The organism is Intrasporangium calvum (genome assembly GCF_028446585.1).
Lineage (GTDB): Bacteria > Actinomycetota > Actinomycetes > Actinomycetales > Dermatophilaceae > Intrasporangium > Intrasporangium calvum_A.
On record NZ_JAPFQL010000017.1, the window covers coordinates 16,807 to 41,161 of the forward strand.

21 protein-coding genes are annotated in these 24,355 nt (G+C 71.1%); 12 read left to right on the forward strand and 9 right to left on the reverse strand.

The features are described from left to right. Nucleotides 1-19: 19 nt before the first annotated feature. Nucleotides 20-1,828 (reverse strand): glycosyltransferase family A protein, encoded by a 1,809-nt coding sequence (locus OO014_RS05765; RefSeq protein ID WP_272461331.1) that lies wholly within the window; start codon nucleotides 1,826-1,828, stop codon nucleotides 20-22. 286 nt (nucleotides 1,829-2,114) lie between these two features. On the opposite strand from OO014_RS05765, the gene clpB reads away from it, so the two are divergent. Next, a complete protein-coding gene (gene clpB / locus OO014_RS05770; RefSeq protein ID WP_272461332.1) occupies nucleotides 2,115-4,676 on the forward strand; it encodes an ATP-dependent chaperone ClpB in 2,562 nt (853 codons plus the stop codon). A 111-nt stretch (nucleotides 4,677-4,787) separates the two neighbouring features. Here clpB and OO014_RS05775 read toward each other — a convergent pair whose 3' ends face one another. Next, nucleotides 4,788-5,063, reverse strand: a complete 276-nt coding sequence (locus tag OO014_RS05775) for a hypothetical protein (protein WP_272461333.1) — start codon at nucleotides 5,061-5,063, stop codon at nucleotides 4,788-4,790. Between the two features lie 157 nt (nucleotides 5,064-5,220). On the opposite strand from OO014_RS05775, the gene OO014_RS05780 reads away from it, so the two are divergent. Further along, the gene (locus OO014_RS05780; protein WP_272461334.1) at nucleotides 5,221-9,318 is read left to right on the forward strand and encodes a BTAD domain-containing putative transcriptional regulator; all 4,098 of its coding nucleotides are present in this window, start codon (nucleotides 5,221-5,223) and stop codon (nucleotides 9,316-9,318) included. A gap of 16 nt (nucleotides 9,319-9,334) precedes the next feature. Here OO014_RS05780 and OO014_RS05785 read toward each other — a convergent pair whose 3' ends face one another. Both OO014_RS05785 and OO014_RS05790 read right to left on the reverse strand, forming a co-directional pair. After that, on the reverse strand, nucleotides 9,335-9,469 hold the full coding sequence (locus OO014_RS05785) for a hypothetical protein (protein ID WP_272461335.1): 135 nt from the start codon (nucleotides 9,467-9,469) through the stop codon (nucleotides 9,335-9,337). Nucleotides 9,470-9,547: 78 nt separating this feature from the next. Beyond that, nucleotides 9,548-10,096, reverse strand: a complete 549-nt coding sequence (locus tag OO014_RS05790) for a hypothetical protein (RefSeq protein WP_272461336.1) — start codon at nucleotides 10,094-10,096, stop codon at nucleotides 9,548-9,550. 136 nt (nucleotides 10,097-10,232) lie between these two features. On the opposite strand from OO014_RS05790, the gene OO014_RS05795 reads away from it, so the two are divergent. The 3 genes from OO014_RS05795 (at nucleotide 10,233) to OO014_RS05805 (ending at nucleotide 13,874) form a co-directional block, all read left to right on the forward strand. After that, nucleotides 10,233-10,949, forward strand: coding sequence for an LppX_LprAFG lipoprotein (locus OO014_RS05795; RefSeq protein WP_272461337.1), 717 nt, complete (start codon nucleotides 10,233-10,235; stop codon nucleotides 10,947-10,949). A 14-nt stretch (nucleotides 10,950-10,963) separates the two neighbouring features. Beyond that, on the forward strand, nucleotides 10,964-12,709 hold the full coding sequence (locus OO014_RS05800) for an MFS transporter (protein ID WP_272461338.1): 1,746 nt from the start codon (nucleotides 10,964-10,966) through the stop codon (nucleotides 12,707-12,709). A 283-nt stretch (nucleotides 12,710-12,992) separates the two neighbouring features. After that, a complete protein-coding gene (locus tag OO014_RS05805) occupies nucleotides 12,993-13,874 on the forward strand; it encodes a type IV toxin-antitoxin system AbiEi family antitoxin domain-containing protein (RefSeq protein WP_272461339.1) in 882 nt (293 codons plus the stop codon). Nucleotides 13,875-14,001: 127 nt separating this feature from the next. Here the strand turns inward: OO014_RS05805 and OO014_RS05810 are convergent, their stop codons facing one another. Beyond that, nucleotides 14,002-14,793 carry an exodeoxyribonuclease III gene (locus OO014_RS05810; protein WP_272461340.1) on the reverse strand — a complete coding sequence of 264 codons (792 nt, stop codon included), beginning with the start codon at nucleotides 14,791-14,793 and terminating at the stop codon, nucleotides 14,002-14,004. Between the two features lie 61 nt (nucleotides 14,794-14,854). On the opposite strand from OO014_RS05810, the gene OO014_RS05815 reads away from it, so the two are divergent. The 3 genes from OO014_RS05815 to pyrE are packed head-to-tail and all read left to right on the forward strand — an operon-like array spanning nucleotide 14,855 to nucleotide 17,098. Next, nucleotides 14,855-15,682, forward strand: a complete 828-nt coding sequence (locus OO014_RS05815) for an alpha/beta fold hydrolase (RefSeq protein ID WP_272461341.1) — start codon at nucleotides 14,855-14,857, stop codon at nucleotides 15,680-15,682. A gap of 28 nt (nucleotides 15,683-15,710) precedes the next feature. After that, nucleotides 15,711-16,481 carry an SDR family NAD(P)-dependent oxidoreductase gene (locus OO014_RS05820; protein ID WP_272461342.1) on the forward strand — a complete coding sequence of 257 codons (771 nt, stop codon included), beginning with the start codon at nucleotides 15,711-15,713 and terminating at the stop codon, nucleotides 16,479-16,481. A gap of 47 nt (nucleotides 16,482-16,528) precedes the next feature. Next, a complete protein-coding gene (gene pyrE, locus OO014_RS05825; RefSeq protein WP_272461343.1) occupies nucleotides 16,529-17,098 on the forward strand; it encodes an orotate phosphoribosyltransferase in 570 nt (189 codons plus the stop codon). Nucleotides 17,099-17,115: 17 nt separating this feature from the next. On the opposite strand, the gene OO014_RS05830 is transcribed toward pyrE, so the two are convergent. Further along, the gene (locus OO014_RS05830) at nucleotides 17,116-17,421 is read right to left on the reverse strand and encodes a DUF1905 domain-containing protein (RefSeq protein WP_272461344.1); all 306 of its coding nucleotides are present in this window, start codon (nucleotides 17,419-17,421) and stop codon (nucleotides 17,116-17,118) included. Nucleotides 17,422-17,520: 99 nt separating this feature from the next. Between OO014_RS05830 and OO014_RS05835 the strand changes: the two genes are divergently transcribed. Then, nucleotides 17,521-18,258 (forward strand): LemA family protein, encoded by a 738-nt coding sequence (locus tag OO014_RS05835; protein ID WP_272461345.1) that lies wholly within the window; start codon nucleotides 17,521-17,523, stop codon nucleotides 18,256-18,258. 6 nt (nucleotides 18,259-18,264) lie between these two features. Continuing rightward, complete coding sequence (locus OO014_RS05840) at nucleotides 18,265-19,317, forward strand: TolB family protein (protein WP_272461346.1); 1,053 nt, start codon at nucleotides 18,265-18,267, stop codon at nucleotides 19,315-19,317. A gap of 7 nt (nucleotides 19,318-19,324) precedes the next feature. Here the strand turns inward: OO014_RS05840 and OO014_RS05845 are convergent, their stop codons facing one another. After that, the gene (locus OO014_RS05845) at nucleotides 19,325-20,035 is read right to left on the reverse strand and encodes a DedA family protein (RefSeq protein WP_272461347.1); all 711 of its coding nucleotides are present in this window, start codon (nucleotides 20,033-20,035) and stop codon (nucleotides 19,325-19,327) included. Nucleotides 20,036-20,112: 77 nt separating this feature from the next. Between OO014_RS05845 and OO014_RS05850 the strand changes: the two genes are divergently transcribed. Further along, the gene (locus OO014_RS05850; RefSeq protein ID WP_272461348.1) at nucleotides 20,113-20,739 is read left to right on the forward strand and encodes a TrmH family RNA methyltransferase; all 627 of its coding nucleotides are present in this window, start codon (nucleotides 20,113-20,115) and stop codon (nucleotides 20,737-20,739) included. 92 nt (nucleotides 20,740-20,831) lie between these two features. On the opposite strand, the gene OO014_RS05855 is transcribed toward OO014_RS05850, so the two are convergent. Continuing rightward, nucleotides 20,832-21,653, reverse strand: coding sequence for a matrixin family metalloprotease (locus OO014_RS05855; RefSeq protein WP_272461349.1), 822 nt, complete (start codon nucleotides 21,651-21,653; stop codon nucleotides 20,832-20,834). A 251-nt stretch (nucleotides 21,654-21,904) separates the two neighbouring features. Here OO014_RS05855 and OO014_RS05860 point away from each other — a divergent pair, with 251 nt between their 5' ends. Continuing rightward, entirely contained in the window at nucleotides 21,905-22,114 is a 210-nt protein-coding gene (locus OO014_RS05860; protein WP_272461350.1) for a dodecin, read from the forward strand. On the opposite strand, the gene OO014_RS05865 is transcribed toward OO014_RS05860, so the two are convergent. Further along, nucleotides 22,086-24,355: DEAD/DEAH box helicase (locus tag OO014_RS05865; RefSeq protein WP_272461351.1), on the reverse strand; the 2,270-nt coding region annotated here is incomplete at its 5' end. The genes OO014_RS05860 and OO014_RS05865 overlap by 29 nt on opposite strands.

Sequence of the window (24,355 nt, forward strand, 5' to 3'; positions counted from 1 at the left end):
GAACTGGTCGGCCCCGAGGTCACACCGACACATGGGGTCGCGGGTCGCCGAAGAACTGCAGCCGGCCCCTCTTCGTCATGAAGGTGGAGTCCGCCACGGTCCACGTGTGGGCATGTCGATCCGTGCCGCGAATCGACACGAAGTTGAACCGGTCGGCGCTGTAGATGCCGATGCCCTCCGCCGTGGCTCGGTCGAGGATGTCGGAGTCGACGGCCCGCGGGATGTCGCTGAATCGCAGGTGGCGCACGACGTCACCGTCGAAGACCATGGAGCCACCCTGGATCCGGCGCTCTGGACGGTGCTCGGACTCGGGGTATCGCAGCACGACGGCGTTCGAGGACCGCAGCCAGACGTAGTGGCACCACTTGCCGACGATCCCGGCATCGGTGTAGGAGAACGCGTCGAGCAGGTCGCCGAGGTAGTGAACGCCATAGAAGTTGTCGTCGTCCATCTTGGCGACGTAGCGGCCGGAGGCCGCATCCACCCCGAGGTTCATGCAGGCCCCGAGGGTCAGCGACGGGTCCGCGTCGACGATGGCGAGATCGGCGATGCCGGCCTCGGCCGCTCGACGGCGCAGGTCGGCGTGGTCCAGCGTCAGCCCGTGCAGGACGAGGACGAGTTCGCGCTGCGCGTGGGCCTGTCTGCCGACGTTCGCGAAGATGTTGTCGACCTCGTGGGCCCGGTTGGTCGGGATGATCGCGGAGATGGTCCGTGCTGCCGACTCGGCCCCGGGCAGGCCGGCGCTCGCCACGACGGCGCGCGCGCGATGCGCCGCCGTGTGCGAGTGGAGGACGGCGCGTTGCAGGCGGAGGCCTTCGCGCGCCACCAGCTCGGTCTGCTCGATGCGCGCGACCAGCTCCCGGCGCAGGTGCTTGCCGTCCTCGACCCGGGGGACGAGCGCCGCGACGTCTGCCGGCAGCGCCGCGCTCAGGCCATCGATCCCGACGAGTGGGGTTGCGGAGGCGGCCGCGGCCATGGAGGTCCATCCCGAGTCGGTCGACACTCCGCTGAGGTCCACCGCCACACGGTGGCTACTGAGGTCCATCTCGACGAGGGACCACTCCCGGTTCTCGAGGGGGCGCTTCAGGGATCCCTGGACGTCGTCGAACCAGCTGCTCGACCGGCCGATGCCCTGGACGTACACGTCCCCGGACTTCATCGGCTGGATGGCGGCTCCGACGAGCTCGCCCAGTGCAGCGACCGCTACGCCCCCGTCCTGCTCCTCCACGACGACCGTCGCGGCGCGGCGGGCGTGCGGCGGGCCAGCCGGCCGGTGGCGTCGAGGCTGCGCGGCTGGTGCGAGGAGGTGAACGTGCTGTCCGCTGCGAGTCGCCAGCTCGTCCCTCAGGGCCGCCGTCGCCGCTGCGAGGACGCTGACCTCCCCGAGCCACTCCCAGTCGGGGACTGGCCCCGCCGTGATCCAGAGGGCGACCGGGGTGCCGGCTGCGGCACTCTCGTGGACGAGAGCGGCCAGCTCCTCAGCGCCTCGGGTCCAGCCCGCCACGGCGCCGTTGCGCGCCTCGAGCAGCACCAGGTCGACTCCCTCCGGTCGCTCGGCAGCCGCGAGGTCCGTCTGGTGCCACTCGTCGGCCATGAGTCGACGGAGCCGGTCGCTCGCAACGACCCCGACCCGGGTGGGGAGCGGGGCGGGGCCCGAGACGACGGCTGGGGCGACGGGCGGGGAGTAGGGCCCGCCCTCTGCACCGCCCACCCGGGGTGCGCGCCCGGTCGCACCAGCGGAGCCAGGCCGCGTGGCCCGATCGGGGTCGATGAACCGTGCGACGCGACGGCGCAGTCCGGTCACTCGACGCGGAACGGGGCTGGGCATGCATGGTCTCCTCGAGGCGGGGTTCAGGTGGACGGGACCACAGTAGTCAAGGAGGGAGCCGACCGCTGACTCGAGCAGTCCATGCCGCTAGCGGCTCCCAACCGTCCCGCGGGTTTGAGTGTCTGTTCGTGCCAGGCAACACAGGGCGGGCTACTGCGGACGCGGCCGCTCGAGTGACGGGGGGCACGGAGCCAGCCCAGCGGCATACGACAAGAAAGGTTGAGTGGAATAGACTCAACTTTGATGAGGTTGCCCCTGATGGAACCGTCCCCGTCCAGGAGAACGCATGGATCTTCAGCTGACCAGCAAGGCTCAGGAGGCCTTCGCCCAGGCCGCGACGACCGCGGCCGCGAAGCACCACCCCAACATCGAGCCGGCCCACCTGCTCCTCGCGTTGGCAGCGCAGCCCGGCACGACCACGCCGACCCTGCTCGAGAAGGCGGGGTCCTCGGTCGCCGCCGCCACTGCCGCGGCCGAGAAGGAGATGGCGGCGTTCCCGCAGGTCACCGGGGGCGCGCAGCAACCGCAGCTCTCACGGACCGCCGCCGCCGCGCTGCAGCAGGCCCAGCAGTACATGACCGCGATGGGTGACACCTTCGTCTCCACCGACCACCTGCTGCTCGCGCTCGCGCGCACGGGCCAGTTTGCTCTCGATGCCGATGCCATCGAGGCAGCCATCCCGAAGCTTCGCGGTGGACGCAACGTCACGTCCGACAACCCCGAGGGGACCTACGAGGCGCTGGCGAAGTACGGCACCGACCTGACCGAGCGGGCTCGGGAGGGCAAGCTCGACCCGGTCATCGGCCGCGACGCCGAGATCCGCCGCGTCGTCCAGGTCCTCTCGCGCCGCACCAAGAACAACCCCGTCCTCATCGGGGAGCCGGGCGTCGGCAAGACCGCAGTCGTCGAGGGCCTGGCGCAGCGCATCGTCGAAGGCGACGTGCCCGAGAGCCTGCGCGACAAGACCCTCTACTCGCTCGACCTGGGCGCCATGCTCGCCGGCGCCAAGTACCGCGGCGAGTTCGAGGAGCGGCTCAAGGCCGTGCTCGAGGAGATCAAGGCTTCGGACGGGCAGATCGTCACCTTCATCGACGAGCTGCACACCGTCGTCGGCGCCGGTGCCGGCGGCGAGGGAGCAATGGACGCCGGCAACATGCTCAAGCCGATGCTCGCCCGTGGCGAGCTGCGCCTCGTCGGCGCCACGACGCTCGACGAGTATCGCAAGCACATCGAGAAGGACGCCGCCCTCGAGCGCCGCTTCCAGCAGGTCTTCGTCGGCGAGCCGTCCGTCGAGGACACCATCGCCATCCTCCGCGGCCTCAAGGAGCGCTACGAGGCGCACCACAAGGTGACCATCGCCGACGCCGCGCTCGTCGCAGCCTCGACCCTCTCCGACCGCTACATCACGGGGCGCAAGCTGCCCGACAAGGCCATCGACCTCATCGACGAGGCAGCCTCCCGGCTGCGCATGGAGATCGACAGCTCACCGGTCGAGGTCGACGAGCTGCGCCGTGCCGTCGACCGGCTCAAGATGGAGGAGTTCGCCCTCGAGCAGGAGCACGACGACGCATCTCGTGAGCGCCTGGAGCGGCTGCGCCGGGACCTCGCCGACCGCACCGAGGAGCTCGCGGCCCTGACCGCCCGGTGGGAGGCCGAGAAGTCCGGGCTCAACGCCGTCGGTGACATCAAGGCGCGGATCGACGACCTGCGCACGCAGGCCGACCGTCTCCAGCGTGAGGGCGACCTCGCGGGAGCGTCCAAGATCCTCTACGGCGACATCCCCACGCTCGAGAAGGAGCTGGCGGCGGCCCAGGAGCGCGAGGCCGCCACGATCGCCGGCAGCGAGGCGCCGATGGTCAAGGAGGAGGTGGGCGCCGACGACATCGCCGATGTCATCTCGGCCTGGACCGGCATCCCCGCCGGCCGGCTGCTCGAGGGCGAGACGGAGAAGCTGCTGCACATGGAGCAGCACGTCGGCGCGCGCCTCATCGGCCAGACCGAGGCCGTCCGCGCCGTCTCCGACGCGGTGCGCCGCACGCGGGCGGGCGTCTCCGACCCGGATCGCCCGACGGGTTCGTTCCTCTTCCTCGGACCGACCGGTGTGGGCAAGACCGAGCTGGCCAAGAGCCTCGCGGACTTCCTCTTCGACGACGAGCGGGCCATGGTCCGCATCGACATGTCGGAGTACTCCGAGCGGCACGCCGTGGCCCGCCTCATCGGGGCGCCTCCCGGCTACGTGGGCTACGAGGAGGGCGGCCAGCTCACCGAGGCCGTGCGGCGCCGACCCTACTCGGTGATCCTGCTCGATGAGGTCGAGAAGGCGCACCCGGAGACCTTCGACATCCTGCTCCAGGTGCTCGACGACGGGCGGCTCACCGACGGCCAGGGCCGGACGGTCGACTTCCGCAACGTCATCCTCGTCATGACGTCCAACCTGGGGTCGCAGTTCCTCGTCGACCCGCTGCTCTCGCCGGACGAGAAGCGCAACGAGGTCCTCGCGGTCGTCCGGAGCAGCTTCAAGCCGGAGTTCCTCAACCGGCTCGACGAGGTCGTGGTCTTCGACGCACTGAGCCGTGACGAGCTCGCGGACATCGTCGACCTGCAGGTGCGAGCCTTCGCGACGCGGCTCGCCGATCGGCGGATCACGCTCGAGGTGAAGGACGCTGCCCGCCACTGGCTCGCGGAGCGCGGCTACGACCCGGCCTATGGCGCCCGTCCGCTGCGTCGCCTGGTCCAGAAGGAGATCGGCGACCGCCTCGCCCGGGCCCTGCTGGCCGGCGAGGTCCGCGACGGCCAGACGGTCCATGTCGACGTCGACCCCTCCGGGGACACGCTCGTCCTCGGCTGATCGGTGAGTGCCGAACGCGCGGTATGTCGCGCGTTCGGCACTCATTCCGTATGCCGCTGGGCTCGGTCCTGCTCGAAGGGTGGCCCAGCGGCATACGGACGGATCCGGTCGTCACGCGAAGTGGGGCGTCGCGTGCCGGCGACGGGAGGCCAGGGCCGCTGCAGCGCCCGCGAGCGCCAGTCCGGCGGCGAGCCCGCCGCCGACCTGCAGGAGCTCGAGCGCGTTGTCGTCCACGGGGGTCTCGATGACTCGAATGGGCCCGGACGGCGCCGGGACCGGTTCGCCCGGGTCGGGGCGAGCGCTGGCCGGCCCCGCCAAGGCCAGGCCGAGGGTCGCGGCCGCCGCCAGGGTGCAGGCTCCGCGCTGAAGGGTGCTGTGGTGGTTCATGGTCCGCTTCCTCTCCGAGATCTGTCGCTGACGCGGTGTGGACGAGATGTCCACGGGACCGGTCTGCCAGATGCCGGTAACAGCGCGCCGCTCGGCCGGTATCAGCCAGGTATCAGGCCCGTTGACTGCATGTGGGGGCGGGAGGATATTCGCGAACATGCGGGTGGGGGTTCTCGGACCCGTCGAGGTGGACGGGGGAGCGGTCGCACTGGGTCCACGCGATCGCGTGGTCCTGGCTGTCCTCGCGACCCGGCCCGGTCAGCACGTGACAGCGGACAGCATCGCCGAGGCACTCTGGGCCGAGGCGCTCCCCGCCTCGTGGACCAAGGTCGTGCAGGGGTGCGTCTCGCGGCTGCGCAAGGCACTCGGGGCCGCCGCGATCGAGACGACCGCAGCCGGCTACCGGCTGCGACTGCACCGCGACGACCTCGACCACATGCGGTTCGAGCACCACGTCGGCCGGGGGCGTGAGCTCCTCGCCACGGGCGAGCCGGACCGAGCGCTCTACCTCCTGGACCAGGCCCTCGCCCTGTGGCGTGGGGACCCCTTCGCCGACCTGACCGAGTGGGAGCCAGGGCGCACCGAGGCCGAGCGCCTCATCGAGCTGTTTCGCGACGCGGAGGAGCTGCGCGCCGAGGCCGCCCTCCAGTCGGGCCGGCACCACGACGTGCTGCCCGACCTGAAGCGTCTCGTCGCAGAGCAGCCAACCCGGGAGCGGCGATGGGGGCTGCTGGCGTTGGCCCAGTACCACGCCGGGCAGCAAGCCGACGCCCTCCAGACGCTCGGGCGCGCCAAGGCGGTCCTGCTCAACGAGCTCGGGCTCGACCCGGGGCCGGGGCTCGCAACTCTGGAGGAGTCGATCCTGCGGCAGGACTCGTCGCTGGTGGCCCAGTCTGCGTTCGCGCCGGTGAGCGCCACCTGTCCCTACCTGGGACTGCTGCCCTACGGCCTCGGCGACGCCTCGGCGTTCTTCGGGCGCGAGGCCGACACGGAGGCCGCGCTCCGGCGGCTCGACCAGGTCGGCGTCCTGGCCGTCGTGGGTCCGTCCGGTTCGGGCAAGTCCTCGCTCATCCGGGCCGGCGTCGCCGCCGCCCTGGAGCGTGACGGCCGGCGGGTAGCGGTGCTGACGCCGGGGCAGCTGCCACTGGCGGCGCTCGACGCGGCACGGCCCCAAGCGGCCGACGTGCTCGTCGTGGACCAGTGCGAGGAGGCGCTCGCGCTCTCGGAGGACTCAGGCGAGCGCGCCGACTTCTTCGACCGTCTTGTCGACTTCGCGGCCAGGTCCGGCGCCCAGCTGGTCATCTCCCTCCGCGCCGACCGGTTCGGCGACCTGTCCATCCACACCGAGTTCGCGCGGCTCGTCGAGCGGGGTCTCTATCTCCTCGGGCCGCTGCGGGAAGCGGACCTGCGCCGGGCCATCGAGGGTCCCGCCGCACAGGCCGGGCTGCGCATCGAGGCCGGTCTCGTCGACCTCCTCGTGCGCGAGGTCCTCGGTGAGTCCGGCGCGCTGCCGCTGCTGTCCCACGTGCTCCGCCAGACGTGGAAGCGACGCGAGGGCAACACCCTGACCGTGGCTGGATACACCGCCACGGGCGGGATCCGCGGCGCGGTCTCCCAGTCGGCCGAGGGGCTCTTCCGCGGGCTGACCGGGGCGCAGCAGACGATGGTGCGTGACCTCATGGTCCGGCTCGTCGCAGCCGACGATGCGGGCGCGCCGATCCGCCAACGTGTCCCGCGCCGGAGCGTCCTGACGAACCAGGCACGTCAGGAGGTGGCCGAGCGGCTCATCGCTGCGCGGCTCCTCAGCAGCGACGGCGACACCCTCGAGGTGGCCCACGAGTCGCTGGCCGTCGCGTGGCCGCGGCTGCGCGGATGGCTCGACGACGATGTCGACGGGTTGCGGATCATGCGACACCTCGCCGTGGCAGCAGAGACCTGGGACGAGCTCGGCCGCCCCGAGAGCGAACTCTATCGAGGGGTACGGCTGGCGCGGTCCGTGGAGTGGCGGGACCGGTCACAGCCGACGCTGACGCCGGTCGAGGACGACTTCCTCGCCGCCTCGACCGCGCTGGCCGACCGTGAGGCGCACGCTGCCGAGGAGCAGGCGCGCCGGGACCATCGCTCCAACCAGCGCCTGCGCCTGGCGCTCGCCGCCACGGCTGCTGTCCTCGCCGTGGCCGTCGTCGCGGGCGTCGCGGCGTTCACCTCCGCGGGGCGGGCGAACAGGACCGCGCTGCGATCCGACTCGGAACGCCTCGGCGCGGAGTCGGCTCGAGTCAAGGAGGTGGACCTCGCGCTGCTGCTGGCCGCCGCCGGGCTGCGGCTGCAGGACACGGCGGAGTCGCGCACCAACCTGATCGAAGCTCTGAGCAGGGTTCCCGACCTGGACCTGGCCACCCACGCACCGGCCTTCGCCATGGCCGTCCTGCCAAGCGGCGGGATCGTGCTCTCTCACGGCAACAACGGCATCCACATCCACGATCCCGCGACGCTGGGCGTCACCGGACGCAACGAGTCGGTGAAGGGACCGCACGTCGTCGCCAGCGCGAGGGGCGATCTGATCGCGGCCTCAGTCTTCTCGGATGCGTCGACGCCGCCTGTCCTGCTCCTCCGGCCCGACGGCACGCGTGAAGCGGCCCAGCTGGAGGGTTTCCCGAAGAGCCCCGTCGTGTGGCAGAGCCTGTCGTTCGACCCCACCGGCCGGTGGATGTCGGTCGGAGTGAACCCCACCGGCGCGCACCCGGGCATGGTTCTCGTCTGGGACGTCGGGCGCCGCGACCGGCCGGTCCTCAGGTTGAAGACCAGCCACTTCCTGAGGCCGATCGTGTCCGGTGACGGCCGTACGCTCTACAGCACTGACGGCAGCTCGCTCCTCGTCACGAACGTGCCCGATGGGAGACCACGTAAAACCGTCACTGCCGCGGACCTCGGGGTCCGTTCCTTGACCGGGCAGCTGCTGCTCACCCCCGACTCGCGCACCCTCGTCACCGGTGGTGGTCCGGAAGCGGTCGTGATCGACACGGGGACCCTCCGGCCCACCGCCCACCTCTACGACGGTCAGGCCAGTTCCGAGGACCTGTCGCTCTCACGCGACGGTCGCCGCTTGGCCGTCGTCGGCGACCGCGTCATCGTGTGGGACCTGAGCGGACCGGTCCCGCAAGTCGTCGCCAACGCCGGGGTGTCCGGCGACACCGCCGGGCTCAGCCCGGATGGCAGCACCCTTTTCGTCAGCGCGGATGACAACCTCCTCAGGCTCGACCTGACCGGTGAACATGGCTTCATTCCTGTCGCTGGCGGTAGCCCGCTCGGCCGAAATGCAACCGCTTCGATCGACCGCGCCGGCACCAAGGTGGCCTACCAGTCGCCGGTGTCGCCGGCCACCCTCCAGATCCGGGATGTCCGAACAGGGCGGCTGGGTCCGCTCGTCGACATGCACATGGAGCCGATGTCCTGGACGGAGGTGCGCTGGAGCCCGGACGGCCGGCTGGTCTCGAGCACCACCGGCGGGCCCGACGCGGGCCTGTGGGACGCCGTCACGGGCAAGCAGCTGGCCAAGGCCTCCTTCACCGAGGGCGCCAAGCCCACGATGTTCACGCCCGACGGAGGTGCCCTTCTCGTCGGGACGGGCGACAGCCGGCTCCATGTGCTCGGTGTGCCAGACCTCGAGCCGCTGCGCGCACCCATCAACGTGGGCGTCGGAGAGCTGGAGTACCTCATCCTCAGCCCCAACGGGCGAGAGGTGATCGCCGTGGGCGACGAGGCCAGCGTGGTCGACTACCGCTCTGGGACCGTCGAGGGCCGCGTGGGCACGGAGGACGAAACGCCGGTTTCTGGCGCGTTCTCACCGGACGGCGAACGTCTCTTCCTCACCTTCGCGTCCGGTGGCGTGGGCCTGCTCGATGCCGAGACGAAGTCATACCTGTCCGTGCCGGACCGTGTCCGGTTGCTCGGTGCCTTCGAGCCGGTCTGGAGTCGCGACGGTTCGTTGGTCGCAGCCACGATCTCTGACGGCGTCGGGGTCTGGGACGGGCAGACGGGCGAGTTCATCGGGTCGGTCTCGGGCGTGACGGGCTCGCTGGCGTTCACCGACGAGGGGGTGATCGCCATCGCCGAGAACGAGGGCGTCATTCGCAGCTGGGATCCCCGACCGAGTGCCTGGGTGGCCGCTGCCTGCCGGATGGCCGGCCGAGACCTCACCGAGGCCGAGTGGCGCAGCTACCTGCCCGACCGGCAGTACGACGCCGTCTGCTCGTGAACGTCACGCACCGCGCTCAGCCCACGTCGGGTCGGGAGCGAGCCCAGCGGCATACGGAATCTGCGATGGTGCCCTGGAGGACGAAGAACTCGGCTTCCCAACCGAACTCACGGGCCCCCGCGACGTTGGCAGGGTGGTCGTCCGTGCGCACCCGCTCCACCGTCTCGTCGATCGGGGTGCCACGGTGGGCGCGCCACGCGGCAGATCGCTCCGAACCACCCCTGAAGTGTCACTCTGCCGGGCCGGCGCCGGGCCGGTGGCGCGGCGTCGTGTGCGACCAGTGGGCCGTCCCCTCGGACACGCTGCCCTCCGCGCGGCCGGTCACCACGTCGGCGACCGAGGGCGACACCCGCTGGTGGTGCACCTCCTCGAGCCGGGCGACCTCGCGTTCGCGCGCGTCGAGCTCCTGCGCCCACGCGTCGAGGTGGCTCTCTCGGTTGCGCAGGTCCTCGTCGCGGAGTGACGCCTCCTCGAAACGTCGCTCCTGCTCGAGGTGGTCGGCCTCGGCGGCGCGTTCGAGCTCGACGAGCCGCTCCGCCTCGCGCTCGTCGCGGCGGAAGCGGCCCCGGCGCCGGGCTGCGGCTGCAACCAGGGCCCAGCCGAGGGCGAACAGGAGCATCGCGGCCGCTCCGAGCAGCAACAGCTCGAGGGGTTGGGCGTCGCGACTGAAGCCGAGCGCCTCCAGGGTGACCGTGCCGGTCTCGTCCCGGACGCCGAGGTAGGCGGCCGTTCCCAGGCCGACTCCGAGCAGCAACAGCGCGAGGCCGAGCAGGACCATGTGAACTCCTTCGTCGCGAACGCCGCGCCGACTTGCCGAGCTGCCGAGCGCCGCGCCCTGGGCTTCCTGCGATCCGTCGAGGCTATCCCTACCTGCTCACCGCATCTCGGCCACCCCGCGGGTTAGCCTGACGCCCATGCGCACCAAGCCGAAGCTGGCCGCCGCCGTCCTGTCCGTCCTCGCCGCCCTCGCCGTCACCGGGCTCGCCGCGTGCACGAGCGACGAAGGCAGCGACCCAGGACCCACCGCCCCGACCGCGGCCCAGCGCCTCGCCGCCGCCAAGGCCAAGCTCGACGCGGCTCCCTCGGTGCACCTGGCGCTCAACAGCTCCGGCGTGCCGAAGGACGCGAACGGCGTGCTGTCGGGCGACGGTTGGGGCACCCACCCGCCGGCCTTCAAGGGCACGCTCAAGGGCCGCTTCTCGGGAATCCCCGCGGACGTCGAGATCGTCTCCGTCGGCGGGGAGGTCTGGGCCAAGCTGCCGCTCATCCCGGGCATGAACAAGCTCAACCCCGAGACGTTCGGCGTGCCGGACCCGGCCATGCTCTTCTCGACCGACCAGGGCCTCTCGTCGCTGCTGACGGCCACCCAGAGCCCGGTCGAGGGCGACAAGACGCGCAACGGCGCCGAGGTGCTCACGACGATCACCGGCACGCTGCCCGGGAGCAACGTCGTCGACCTCTTCCTCATCGGTGACCGCAACGGCTCCTTCCAGACGTCCTACGGACTCACCGACGACAACGAGCTGCGCCAGGTCGCGCTGAGCGGCCCGTTCTTCGGGGTGGGGACGTCCTCGACCTACACGGTGACCCTCGACCAGTACGGCACCCCCGTCACGATCACGAAGCCCTGACCCGCGTGGCTCCCGTGGCCGCGTCCCGGCGGCACGCCCTGCTCGCGGTGGCCAGCGCCGGGGTGGCGTTGGCGGCTGCCGACACCTACGTCGTCGTCCTCGCTCTGACGGACATGATGGAGGGCGTCGGCCTCGGCGTGAACGCCCTCCAACGGGCCACCCCGATCATCTCCGGCTTCCTGCTGGGCTACATCGCGGTGCTGCCCCTCATCGGGCGCCTCTCCGACCTGCTCGATCGGCAGCGGGTGCTCCTCGGGTGCCTTGTCGTCTTCGTCGTCGGGTCCGGGGTGACGGCGCTCGCGACCGACCTCGGCGTCCTCGTCAGCGGCCGGGTCCTGCAGGGGATCGGCGGCGGCGGACTTGTCCCCGCGACCCTCGCGCTCGTCGCCGACCTGTGGCCGCCGGAGCGGCGGGGCACGCCGCTGGGCATGGTCGGCGCGGTCCAGGAGCTCGGCTCGGTGCTGGGGCCGGTCCTCGGCGCGGTGATCCTCGCGTGGTCGGGGTGGCGAGCCATCTTCTGGGTCAACGTCATTGCCGGCCTCATGCTGTATGCCGCTGTGCGCGCTCTCGGATCCCGTTCCCTCCCAGCCCTCCCGCCCCCGCGTCACTCGAGTGGCCCCGGTGTGCACAGGCCAGGTGTGGATGACGGGGCCACTCGAGTCGCTCGGGGGCGGAGGGTGCTGGCGTGGGGGCTGGCGGCCCTCGGGTTGGGGCTGGCCTGGCTCACCCTGGCGCGACCGGTCGCGCTCGTCACCGACGTGACGCTCGGCCTGCCCTTCGTCCCCCTCACGGGCAGCTCGCCCCTGATGACGCCGATCGGTGTCGCCGCGCTCGTGCTGCTCGCCCTGCTGGCCGTCGTGACGGCCCCACGCTGGTGGGCCGTGCTGCGGCGGGTGGACCTCTTCGGGGCGGTGCTCGTGGCCGTGGCCCTCGGCAGCCTGGTTCTCACCTTCGCGTCGTCGGACCCGGAGCGCGAGGTCGTCGGGCCGTGGGGCTACGCACTCCTGCCGGTCGGGGCCGCCGCCCTGGGGATCCTGCTGTGGTGGCATCGCCGGGCCGCCGACCCCCTCATCCCACGCCGGGTCGTCGGTGGGCGAGGACTGCGGTCACTGCTCGTGAGCCTGCTCGTCGGGGCGGCCCTCGTCGCGGTCGTCGTGGATGTGCCGGTGCTGGCCCGGATCAGCGAGGGCTACGACGCGACCGGCGCCGCGCTGGTGCTCGTGCGGTTCCTGCTGGCGGTCCCGGTGGGGGCGCTCCTCGGCGGTTGGCTGCTCCATCGCATCGGCGACGGCGTCGTCTCCGGCGTGGGCCTGCTCGGGGCCGCGGGCGGGATGTTCGTCATGTCGACGTGGACGGTGGCCTCGCTCCAGGACCCGGTGTCAACGACGATCGTCCTCGCTGTCGTCGGTCTCGGCATCGGCCTGGCGCTGGCGCCCGTCAACAACGCCGCGCTCGCCGACTCGCCGTCCCATGCCCACGGCGTCGCCAGCGCTCTCGTCGTGGTGGCCCGGATGGTCGGCATGGTCGTGGGGCTGGCGCTGCTCACCTCGATCGGGCTGAACCGCTACTTCGCGGCGGTCCGGCAACTGCCGGACCCGTTCGACACCGAGGCCCTCGTCGCGGCGGGTGTGGTGCAGGTGCAGACCGTCTTCTTCGGCGGGGCGATAGCGGCCCTGGTCGGCGGGCTGGTGGCCTTCACCCTGGGCACCCGGCGCGCCGCCGTCGAGGTCGCGGACGAGCCTCGCTTCGTCGGCCTCTGAGGGCCCGACCAACCCTAACCACGGAACCAGGGAGCCAGGGAGCCGCGGAACCGGGGCCAAGCGCCCACCTCTGACCCGCGCCGAGGAGTGCGCACTTATCGTTGGCGGCCCCCTTCACAGCAGTAGTGCGCGGCATAGCGCGCACATCTGCTGTGGACCCTGCCACGAACCACAAGTGCGCACTCCTGATGCCACTCGGCGCAGGCGCACACCCGCGCCGGTTGTCCACAGGGACGGGCATCAGCCGCGCGCGCTGATGGCCGAGTCGCCGACGATGGGGGTCATGCTTGAGCTGCTCCAACTGGCCCGCAACGACGTCATCAGCGCGGCGGCGGCCCGCAAAGCGGGCTTTGGCCCGGAGGCCCTGGATCGGTTGGTCCGCTCGGGTGAGCTCCACCGCTTGGTGCGGGGCTACTACTCGGTGCGCGAGCCGAGGGACGACGAGGACCGCCACTGGCTCAGGGCCTCCGCGGCGTTCCACCGGGCGAACCAGACGGCAATGATCAGCCACCAGTCAGCCCTGATCGGACATGGACTTCCGCTCTACCAGGCTGATCTGACGACGGTCCATCTGACCAAGAAGCGAGGAGGTACGACTCGTCTCGTTCCCCAAGTGATGATGCATCGTGCGGTGAAGGGGCTAGCTGGTGGTTCTGACCGTGTCTCGCCCGGCGCAGCCATTGTCCAAGCGGGGCTCATCGCCACCCCGCTCAGCTCGTTGGTGGCCGCTGATGCAGCCGTCAGAAAGCAGCGCGCTACCCGTCAGGAGATCGAAGCCGCTGCTGAGCTCTTCGGGAGATACACCGGGGTGGGCCCGGTGCGCGCCATCCTTCGTGAGATCGATGGACGCCATGAGTCGCCCGGCGAGACCATCGCAGCCCACCGGCTGGGGGCGCTGGGCTGGGACACGGAGCCGCAGTTCCGGATCGAGACGGATCGAGGCGTCTTCTTCGCCGACCTGCGCGTCGTCGGGCACCGAGTCCTCGTGGAGTTCGACGGGAAGGTGAAGTACACCGACCGGCAGGTGAACTTCGCCGAGAAGCAGCGGGAGGACGCCATCCGGCGCAAGGACTGGAGACTCGTGCGCTTCACCTGGTCGGAGCTCGACGACGTGGGACTGATGAGTCAACGCGTAGCCCAGGCCATCGCCGACAGCCGTCGTTAGAACTGCGCACTTGTGGCCTGCGGCCGTGGCTGTGGCAGAGGTGCCCGCCCCAGCACGCACTTGTGCCATTTCGACGCACACCAAGGAGCAGTGCGCATTCCTCGGGGCGCCCGGATCTCTCGGCGAGTCAGTCGGCGATCTCGAAGACCACCGGCGCGTGGTCGCTGGCGCCCTTGCCCTTGCGCTCCTCCCGGTCGATCGCTGCCCCCGTCACGCGCGCGGCCAGCGCCGGCGAGCACAGAGCGAAGTCGATCCGCATCCCGCGGCCCTTCTGGAACCGCAGCTGCACGTAGTCCCAGTAGGTGTAGACACCCGGGCCCGGACAGTGCGGCCGGACGACGTCCGCGAAGCCGGCGTCGACCACGGCCTGGAACGCCGCTCGCTCCCGTGGCGACGTGTGCGTGCGACCCTCGTAGAACGGCACGCTCCACACGTCCTCGTCGAACGGTGCGATGTTCCAGTCGCCGAGGAGCGCGATCGGCGCGGACGGCTCGGCGGCGAGCCACCCGCGACCGGCGTCCGCGAGCGCGCCCAGCCAGTCGAGCTTGTAGAGCAGGTGCGGGTCCTCCAGCGTGCGGCCGTTGGGGATGTAGAGAGACCAGATCCGCACGCCACCGCAGACCGCCCCGATGGCGCGGGCCTCGGCGGCGACGGGGTCGCCCCAGCCCGGCATCCCGTCGAAACCGATCTGCACGTCCTCGATCCCGACCCGCGACACGATGGCGACGCCGTTCCACTGCGACAGCCCGTGGTGGGCCACCTCGTAGCCCAGCTCGCGGAACCGCTCGTGCGGGAACTGGTCCTCGCGGGCCTTGGTCTCCTGCATGGCGAGGACGTCGACGTCGCTTCTGACGAGCCAGTCGGTGACCCGGTCGACGCGGGAGCGGATGGAGTTGACGTTCCAGGTGGCGATGCGCACGGTTCCACACCCTAGCCAGCGACTCCGACACCCTCTCGCCGCCGGTGGGGGACCATGGGTCATGCGCCCCGACCGGTTGACCGTCCTCGAGCACCTCGGCCTGACCTTCGACGTCACGGACGCCGGCCCGGTCGACGGGCCCCCGGCGGTCCTGCTGCACGGGTTCCCCGAGGACCGTTCGAGCTGGGACGCGGTCAGCAGCTGTCTGCACGCCGCCGGCCTGCGCACCCTCGCACCGGACCAGCGCGGCTACAGCCCGGGCGCCCGGCCCGCGGGCACGGCCGCGTATCGCCTCGAGCACCTCGTCGGCGACGTGCTCGCTCTCATCGACGCAGCCGGGGTGGAGCAGGTCCACCTCGTGGGCCACGACTGGGGTGGCGCCGTCGCCTGGCTGACGGCGGCCCACCACCCTGACCGGGTCGCGTCGCTGACCGTCCTGTCCACTCCGCACCCGGCTGCCCTGTCCCGATCGATGCGCCACGTCGACCAGCTGGGCCGGTCCTGGTACATCGCCGCCTTCCAGGTCCCGTTCCTGCCGGAGCGGGTCTTCGCCGCCGGGTTTCGCTCGCTGCTCGTCGGGTCAGGGCTGCCGCTCGAGGTGGCCGAGCGCCATGCGACCCGGCTGGCGCGGCCGGAAGCGCTGCGTGGCCCGATCAACTGGTACAGGGCCATGCGGTCGTCCGATCTGCCTGCCCGCCGGGTGACGGTGCCGGCGACCTACGTCTGGGGGTCGCGCGACGTGGCGCTCGGCCGTCGCGCTGCGGAGCTGACCCGGGAGCACGTGACGGGGCCGTACGAGTTCGTCGAGCTGGATGCCTCCCACTGGTTGCCGGAGACCGAGCCCGACGCGTGCGCCGCCGCGATCGTGCGCCGGGTCAGCAGCGTCTGAACGACGCCGCGCGCCTAGGGTGGGCGCCATGACCCAGCGCCCCATCGCCCTCGTCACCGGCGCGAGTGCCGGCATCGGCCGCGAGTTCGCCAGCCAGCTCGCGCAACGCGGGCACGACCTCGTCCTCGTCGCCCGCGACGCCAGCCGGCTCGAAGTGGTCGCCGCAGAACTCAAGCAGTCGTATGCCGCTGAGTCCGAGATCCTCGTCGCCGACCTCACCGATCGGCGGGCTCTCCAGACAGTCTCCGACCGGCTGGCTGACGACGCACGTCCCGTCGACGTGGTCGTCAACAACGCCGGCTTCGCCCTTCGCCGCAGCTTCCTGCGCAGCGAGATCGCCGAGGAGGAGGCGTCGCTCGACGTGCTCGTCCGTGCGGTCCTCGTGCTCTCGCACGCGGCCGGCCGCGCCATGCGCGAGCGGCGCCGCGGCACCATCATCAACGTGTCATCGGTGGCCGGCTTCATCTCCTCGGGCACCTACTCCGCGGCCAAGGCCTGGGTGACGTCCTTCACCGAGGGTCTCGCGCTCGAGCTGCAGGGCTCGGGAGTCAGGGTGACGGCACTGTGCCCGGGCTTCACCCACACGGAGTTCCAGCAGCGCGCCGGAATCTCCAAGCCGGGACCCGACTTCATCTGGCTGGACCCCGCGGACCTCGTCCGTGACTGCCTCCGGGACGTCGACAAGGGGCGCGTCGTGTCGGTGCCCGGCCTGCAGTACAAGGCCTTGGTCAGCCTCCTCGGCGTCCTGCCGCGGCCGCTGATCCGCAAGGCCGGCCAGGTGGCCCGGCGCCGACGCTGACGGACGCTGCGTCGGGAAGCGAGCCCAGCGGCATACGATGAAGCCTTGTGACTGCGCCACAGACTGACGTTGCCTCTGCCCGTGCCCGACTCCTCGAGCTGATCAAGGAGCGCGCCATCGTCCACGGGCGCGTGACGCTCAGCTCTGGCAAGGAGGCGGACTACTACGTCGACCTGCGGCGCATCTCGCTCGACGGGGAGGCCGCCCCGCTCGTCGGCATCGTCATGCGCGACCTCACGCAGGACCTCGACTACTCCGCGGTCGGCGGGCTGACGCTCGGTGCCGACCCCGTGGCCACGTCGATGCTGCACGCCGCGGCGGCGGCAGGCGAGCGCCTCGACGCCTTCGTCGTGCGCAAGGCGGGCAAGGCGCACGGCCTCCAGCAGCGCATCGAGGGCCCGGCGATCGCCGGACGCGACGTCCTGGTCGTGGAGGACACGACGACGACCGGCAACTCGCCGCTCGAGGCCGTGGCTGCGGTGCGCGAGGCGGGCGCCCGGCCGGTGGCGGTCGCGACGATCGCGGACCGCGCGACGGGTGCCGGCGAGCGGATCCGCGAGGAGGCCGGCGTCGACTACCGGTTCGTCTACACCCTCGAGGACCTCGGCCTCGCCTGAGCGAGCGGGGCGCCTCGTCAGTCGAGCACCTCGAGCATGAGGTCGAGTGGATCGCCCTCCTCGAGGTCGTGGGCAGCTCGCACCTTCTTCTTCACCGGCAGGACGTAGCTGCCGCTCCTGGAGTCCGGGAAGACGGAGGTCTCCCACACCGTCACGGGTCCGGGGCCGTCGAGGTGGACCCGTACCCGCACCGAGCCGAAGCCCCGGGCGGGGCGCGGACGCTCCCGGATCGTCTCCGCCGCGTCCTCGGGAAGCGTGACGAAGAACCAGCTGTCCTGGGCTTGCCACCGCCACAGGGGTGCGGTGAAGCGGCACGACTCCATGACCGCAACCTAGGTGGCAGCGCCGACAGCGCAACCCGCGGGCGGAGACGGGCGTCGGTCTAGGATCGGGAGCACTGACCACTGACCTGGGGAGAGCCCATGCCCACCGTCGTCTGGATCCTGCTCGGCCTCGTCGTCCTCCTCGTCATCTGGGGCGTCACCGCCTACAACGGCCTCATCGCGCTGCGCAACAAGGTGGAGGAGGGGTGGCGCCAGATCGACGTCGAGCTCAAGCGCCGCCACGACCTCATCCCCAACCTCGTCGAGACGGTCAAGGGCTACGCCACCCACGAGCGGGCCACGCTCGAGGAGGTCATGCGAGCCCGGTCCGCTGCGATGGCAGGCGGCCAGACCCCGGCGCAGGCCGCGCAGTCCGAGGGGATGCTGAGCCAGGCGCTCGGCCGGCTCATCGCGGTCAGCGAGGCCTACCCCGACCTCAAGGCCAACCAGAACTTCCAAGCCCTGCAGACCGAGCTGACCAGCACCGAGGACCGCATCGCCAGCTCGCGGCGCTACTACAACGCCCTCGTGCGCGACCTCAACACCAAGGTCGAGTCGGTGCCCACGAACTTCATCGCGAACGCCGCCGGCATCAAGCGGGCCGAGTACTTCGAGACGTCCGCGGTGGAGGCCCAGGTGCCCAACGTCAGCTTCGGCAACCAGGCGCCGGGCACCTTCGGCGGGGCTCCCACGCCGCCCATCGTCGGCGGCCCCTCGACCCAGCCGGGCGCCGTGAGCGGGCCGAGCACGCAGCCGGGCCAGAGCCAGAGCGCCAGCGGACTGCCGCAGGCCCAGGCACCGGACCCCACCGTGGACCGCCACAGCCCGGACGAGTGATCCGGCGTGGTCCGGCGTTTCACCGTCCCCGGCATCGACGAGGTCGCCAGTAGGCTCCCGGTCGACCGGCTGCGGCCCCCCGTCACCATCCCGATCAAGCGACCGCCGGGCCTCCCGCCGAAGCTGCCACCCTGGTTCTTCCGCGAGATCGCCTACTTCTCCTACGCGATCCCCACGACCGGCCCCGTGGACGGTGAGACCACCGCACAGGAGGACATCTTCACCGTGTCGGTGCTGACCGGGACGGTGCGACGGATCACCGACGACCGGTCCCTGCCCGAGATGAAGAGCGACCGTGATCCGGCGTGGTCACCGTCGCACACCACACTCGCGATCCACACGGCGTCCGGGGGCGAGCCGTCCCGGATCGCCATCCTCGACCGGGCCACGGGAGCGGTCCTCCAGAACCTCGTCCCCGGGCACAGCCCCGAGTGGCTGGACGATGACACGATCCTCTATCTGGACATCGTCGACCCCGGGACCGAGATCGCCCGGGCCGACGTGTTCTGCGTCGATACCGCGACCGTCACGGTCACCCGGATCACGGACGTGGGCGTGGGCGGATCGGTCGGCAGCCTCTCGTGGCACCCCAGTGCCGGCCTCGCCGTGGGCTACGCGGAAGAGTCCGGTCCGAGCCCGCGCTACTCCGTCGCGGTCATCCCGGCGGCCGCGGTGGGAATGGCTCGGTCGAGCGGCACGCCCGTGGCTCGAGCCGGCTTCACCTTCGTGACGCCGGCCGAGACCCGGGCCGCGACTCCGGACTGGTCGCCCAGCGGGGACCGGATCGCCGTGTCGACGTGGACCGACGGCTCCCCGAGCCGGGTGGGGATCCTCACTGTCGCCACGTCCTCGCTCGACCTCGTCCCCGGACCCGGCCCGAGCGAGCCGACGCTCAACGACTACGGGCCGGTGTTCTCCCGGGACGGGCGGCTGCTCGCCTTCACCCGGGGCCAGGAGGACGAGTGGTCCGAGATCTGGCTCCACACCATCGCGTCCGGCCACAACCGACAGCTCACCGATGACGGGCGCACCCGCTTCAAGGGGTCCCTCGACTGGTGACGGTGGCTCAGCCGCGCCTTCCCTCGTCGCCGTCGACGACCTCCTCGACGATCTCCTCGGCGGCCTCGCCGAGCTCGCGGGCGATCGCGTTGGCCTGACGGCGGTGCTTGACGTATTCGAACACCACGGGGAGCACCGAGACGCCCACGATGAGCAGGATGGCCAGCTCCAGGCTGTCCTGCAGCGCCGGGAAGGACTTGCCGAGGAAATAGCCGACGAGCGTCAGGCCGGCGGCCCAGAGCACGGCACCCACCGCACTCCACGTGAAGAACCGGCGCCGGTCCATGCGGCTCACGCCGGCGACCACCGTGATGAAGGTCCGCACGATGGGCACGAACCGGCCGATGACGAGCGCCTTGTTGCCGTGCTTGTCGAAGAACGCCGTCGTCTGGTCGAAGTACTTCTTCTTGAGGATCCGTCCGTCCCGCTCGTAGAGCGGCGTGCCGATCGCGCGTCCGATCTCGTAGCCGACGACGTTCCCCGCGAACGCGGCGACGCAGAGGGCGACCAGGGCGACGCCGAGGTTGACGTGGACCTGTCCCGTCGCGATGAAGAGGCCGACGGCGAAGAGCAGGGAGTCGCCGGGCAGGATGGGGAAGAGCAGGCCGCATTCGACGAAGACGATGGCGAGCGAGATCCAGAAGAAGGCCTCGCCGTACTGGGCGAGCAGGTAGGCGGGGTCCATCCAGTCGGGGCCCAGGGTAGCGACGGCATGCATGGGCACAAGGGTACGGTGCGACGCCGGAGGCCCCGACCATGCCGAGGCCCCCGCGGCTGACCACCTAGCCTGTCGTCGTGACCGAGGATCGAGAGCACGACGTCGGGGTCGGCCCCTGGGTGGGCCCGTGGCCGGAGGGCGACCACTGGGACCCTGAGCTGCTCGAGCAGGGCGACCGCCGCAACGTCGTGGACGCCTATCGCTACTGGCGGCACGAGGCGATCGTCGCCGACCTCGACACGCGGCGACACGAGTTCCACGTCGCGGTCGAGAACTGGGGCCACGACTTCAACATCGGCTCGGTGATCCGCACCGCCAATGCGTTCAACGCACGCGCCTTCCACATCGTCGGGAGACGCCGGTGGAACCGGCGCGGCGCCATGGTGACGGACCGCTACCAGCACGAGCACCACCACGCCGACGCCGTGGCCTTCGCCGAGTGGGCCCGTCGTGAGGATCTGGCCGTTGTCGGCATCGACAACCTCCCCGGCTCGGTTTCGCTCGAGACCTACGACCTGCCGCGGCGGTGCGTCCTCGTCTTCGGCCAGGAGGGGCCGGGTCTCTCGGCGTCCATGCGGGCCGAGTGCGAGGTGGTGCTGCACATCGAGCAGTTCGGTTCGACCCGCTCGATCAATGCTGGCGCTGCTGCTGCGATCGCGATGCACGCCTGGGTGCGTCGTCACATCTTCGGCCAGCAGCCCTGACCCCTCAACGCAACACGCCCGGCGCCCCGGAACTCACCGTGTTGCAGCAGGGGTGAGTTGCGAGGCGCCGGGCGTGTTGCGGGGGTAGCGGGTCAGTTGCCGTAGAGCGCCCGCGCGCCGGCGGCGTCGGAGGACGTCATGGACAGGTCGCTGGACGTGCCGTTGCACTGCGGGTAGTGCATGATCGACGCCGAGTCGTAGGGCGTCAGGGGGCGCCAGTTGTTGTCCTCGAAGCACGTCCCGGACTCCGGCCGCGTGTGCTCGTGCCGGAAACCAAGGGTGTGGCCCAGCTCGTGGCCCATGATGTTGGCCGGCGTCCACGATCCCGCGGTCCAGATGGAGTCGTCGACGAGGACGTTGCGCGACCGCTTCGGCGTGCTCGGGAAGAACGCGCGGGCGATGTACTGCGTCGTCTGCACGGGCTCGACGGAGAACACGACGTTGTTGTTGCGCGTCGTGCAGGCGCCGTCCTGGCTCGGGACGTAGACGTAGTTGATGGCGGAAGAGGCGTTCTCCCACAACGCGGTGCCGGCCTGCATGGCGGCCACCACATCGGCGTGCCGCGAGCCGAACTTCGTGCTGACGCAGTAGGTGAGGTTGCCGACCTGGGCCTGCGACCACTTGTCGTCCCGGCCCTGGACCGTGTTGACGATGAGGCCGTCCTCGTCGATGTGCCGCGGCGTGGCCAGCATGTCGTCGTAGAACTGGCGCAGCTCACCGTCGCTGTCCATTGCCTCGTCACCGTTGACGACGTAGACCTGCCCGTCGTGGTAGGTCTCGTCGACGAACTCGCGGTACGTCGGGATCGAGCCGGTCTCGTCGGCGAGGGGTGCGGCGGTCGCGCTGACGGCTCCGCCGACGGCGAACGCGGCGGCGACGGCGACCGTCAGAGTCCGGGTGGTGTTGACGCGCATGGGCTGTTTCGCTCCTGGGGTAAAGGATGCCGACCAAGGGTGTGGCGGCCAGTGGGCAACGCTAGAAGCGACGGCGGCCCAAGACTTTCCGGTGTTTCTCCGATTTCCTTAAAGATCCGTCAGCGTGACGTCAGGAGTTGGTAAAGACGGTGCCTCGAGGTGCCGCGCGGGGCGTTGACCGGGCTCCCGATGCCGTCGACGATGGAGGTCCAGCCGACACGGACGTCGGCGCCGACGGAGAGGACCCGATCATGGCGGCACACACCTACGGCATCAGCGAGATCGTCGGCACGTCAGAGAGCTCGATCGACGACGCCATCGCGGGGGCCATCGCTCGCGCCAACAAGACGATGCGTGGGTTGGACTGGTTCGAGGTCGTCAACGTCCGGGGGCACTTGGAGGACGGCCGGATCGCCCACTACCAGGTCACGGTCAAGGTCGGTTTCCGTATCGAGGACTGAGGCTCTGCCCGCTCTCCACGAGGGCGAGGAAGCCCCCCAGCTCGAGCAGCTCGGGGACAGTGCGCGGCAGGTAGTGGGTGAGCTCGGGGGAGTGGATCACCACGGCCAACCACTTGGCCCGTGAGACGGCGACGTTGAGCCGGTTGCGGTTGAGGAGGAAGCCCATCCCCCGGGCCGCTTCCTTGGGAGACGATGCCGCCAGCGAGACGATGGTGACGGGCGCCTGCTGCCCTTGGAACTTGTCGACGGTGCCCACCCGGACACCCTGGTGTCCTCGAGCGGCGAGGGTCTGTCGGATCAGGGCGACCTGGGCGTTGTAGGGCGCCACGACGAGGATGTCGCGTTGGCCCGACGGCCGGGTCGCCCCGTCCTCCGTCCACGGGGTGCCGAGGAGACGGTCGACCTGGTCAGCGACGGCGTCGGCCTCCTCTGCGGACCTCGTGCGGTTCCCGCTGTGCGGCACGTGGAGCACGGCCACACCGGGCGAGACGCCGGCCAGCTCGCGGCTCGGGGCGCTCGAGGTCAGGCGACCCTCGTAGGAGAGGTGGGAGACGGGCGCGCACACCTGCTCGCACATGCGGTGCGATGTCGCGAGGAAGTACCCGAGTTCGGCTGGGAGGGTGCGGTGCTCGCCCATCAGCCAGCCGAGTGCCGACTCGTTCACCGGCTCGGGGTGCCGGCCCTGGGAGACCTGTGGCAGCTGCTGCGGGTCGCCGAGGAGGAGCAGGTTGCGCCCGGCGGTGCTCACGGCGACGGTGTTGGCGAGGGAGAACTGGCCGGCCTCGTCGACGACGACGAGGTCGAAGGCGCCGGCGAGCGTCTCGGCAGTGAACGTCCACGCGGTGCCGCCGAGCACGCAGCCACGGCCGTGCGTGCGGTGCTCGGCAACCCAGGCGGCCCGGCCGGCCCCGGTGTTGGTCACGTCGACCCAGGGCTGGCGGTCCGACTTGCGGCTGCTCTTGCCGACCACTGAGGGCTCGAGCCCGTGCTCCACGATCCCGTCGAGGAGGTGCTCCACCACGGCGTGGGACTGGGCCACCACGGCAACGCGCCAGTGGTGCCGTCGGACGAGGTCACGGATCACCTGGGCCGCGGTCCACGACTTGCCACTGCCGGGAGGCCCTTGGATGGCGAGATAGGACCCGTCGAGCAGCAGGGCCGCCCGGGTGACGACGTCGACGGGGTCGTCATCGACGCCCAGTGGCGGCAGCGCGGCACCGCCCGACAGCCGTGGGGGACGGGCCGTCAGCAGGTCCCACGCGGCGTGGACCGGGTCGTCGGCCGAGACGAGGGCGGCGTCGGCGCAGCGATGCAGCGCCTGCTCGATGACCTTGGTCGGCACGGAGGTGGGGGTCAGCGCCACCGGCAGCACGGTGCATTCCTCGCCCGGGCCGCACGTCTCCTCGACCTCGAGAACGCCGGGGTCGTCGAGGTCCGGCACGAAGACGGTGAGCTCTCTTGTCTGCCAGGCGTACTGGTCGTGCCCTTGCATCCCCGGTGGCGCGGGCAGCGCATAGGCGGCATAGGCGGTCGGGGGCGTGGCGCTGCCCGGCCCCCACGCGCCCGTCAGGCGCACGGTGCGGCGCGGATTGCGCTGCCGACCTGTGGTGGCCCAGTCGCGCACGATCTCGCCACCGCTGACGACGAAGATGTCGCGGTTCTCGCCCCACTCGGCGACGTCGGTGTTGAGCCGGCTGAAGTGGTCCCACCAGAAGGGCAGGTCCTCGCGCCGGTGGTAGCCGACGGAGGCACCGAGGAGGCGCCACGCCCGTGCCGACTCGGGGCCGGTCCCGGCCCGCTCGTCGAGCGCGGCCGTGAGGCGCGCTCGCTCGAGCGCCAGCGGTGACTCGGACGACCCGGCATCGTCCGCCTCGCCGTCACTCACTGCGCCGGCGGGGACGCCCACCTCGTCGAGCAGCCAGTCGCGCAGCCGCTGCGTGGAGAGGCAGTCGTAGGCGTTGTACTCCTCGAGCTCCTTGAGCCGTCTGGAGGCCGACTCCTCGTCGCCGTGCTCGCGGTCCAGCCGGAAGAGGTGGTACTCGGCGATGGAGACGTCACCCTTCTGCACGTCTCCCGCGCGCAGCTCCTCACCCATGTAGAGCGGCTCGAGCTTCTTGATGGAGTAGGAGGGCTGGGAGACGACCACGGCGCGGCGCACCACGGAGTAGAGGTCGACGAAGACCCTGCTCCGGAGCAGGTCGTCGAGCTCGGCCTCGAGCAGGCCGTAACGACCCGCCAGAC

Excerpts from the sequence above, each read along its gene's own strand:
- OO014_RS05845 (WP_272461347.1), bottom strand. The coding sequence starts at position 20,035 with ATGCATGCCGTCGCTACCCTGGGCCCCGACTGGATGGACCCCGCCTAC.
- OO014_RS05805 (WP_272461339.1), top strand. The coding sequence starts at position 12,993 with ATGCTTGAGCTGCTCCAACTGGCCCGCAACGACGTCATCAGCGCGGCG.
- OO014_RS05790 (WP_272461336.1), bottom strand. The coding sequence starts at position 10,096 with ATGGTCCTGCTCGGCCTCGCGCTGTTGCTGCTCGGAGTCGGCCTGGGA.
- OO014_RS05835 (WP_272461345.1), top strand. The coding sequence starts at position 17,521 with ATGCCCACCGTCGTCTGGATCCTGCTCGGCCTCGTCGTCCTCCTCGTC.
- OO014_RS05830 (WP_272461344.1), bottom strand. The coding sequence starts at position 17,421 with ATGGAGTCGTGCCGCTTCACCGCACCCCTGTGGCGGTGGCAAGCCCAG.
- OO014_RS05765 (WP_272461331.1), bottom strand. The coding sequence starts at position 1,828 with ATGCCCAGCCCCGTTCCGCGTCGAGTGACCGGACTGCGCCGTCGCGTC.
- OO014_RS05860 (WP_272461350.1), top strand. The coding sequence starts at position 21,905 with ATGGCGGCACACACCTACGGCATCAGCGAGATCGTCGGCACGTCAGAG.
- OO014_RS05780 (WP_272461334.1), top strand. The coding sequence starts at position 5,221 with ATGCGGGTGGGGGTTCTCGGACCCGTCGAGGTGGACGGGGGAGCGGTC.
- OO014_RS05855 (WP_272461349.1), bottom strand. The coding sequence starts at position 21,653 with ATGCGCGTCAACACCACCCGGACTCTGACGGTCGCCGTCGCCGCCGCG.
- OO014_RS05795 (WP_272461337.1), top strand. The coding sequence starts at position 10,233 with ATGCGCACCAAGCCGAAGCTGGCCGCCGCCGTCCTGTCCGTCCTCGCC.
- OO014_RS05820 (WP_272461342.1), top strand. The coding sequence starts at position 15,711 with ATGACCCAGCGCCCCATCGCCCTCGTCACCGGCGCGAGTGCCGGCATC.
- OO014_RS05775 (WP_272461333.1), bottom strand. The coding sequence starts at position 5,063 with ATGAACCACCACAGCACCCTTCAGCGCGGAGCCTGCACCCTGGCGGCG.
- OO014_RS05815 (WP_272461341.1), top strand. The coding sequence starts at position 14,855 with ATGCGCCCCGACCGGTTGACCGTCCTCGAGCACCTCGGCCTGACCTTC.
- clpB (WP_272461332.1), top strand. The coding sequence starts at position 2,115 with ATGGATCTTCAGCTGACCAGCAAGGCTCAGGAGGCCTTCGCCCAGGCC.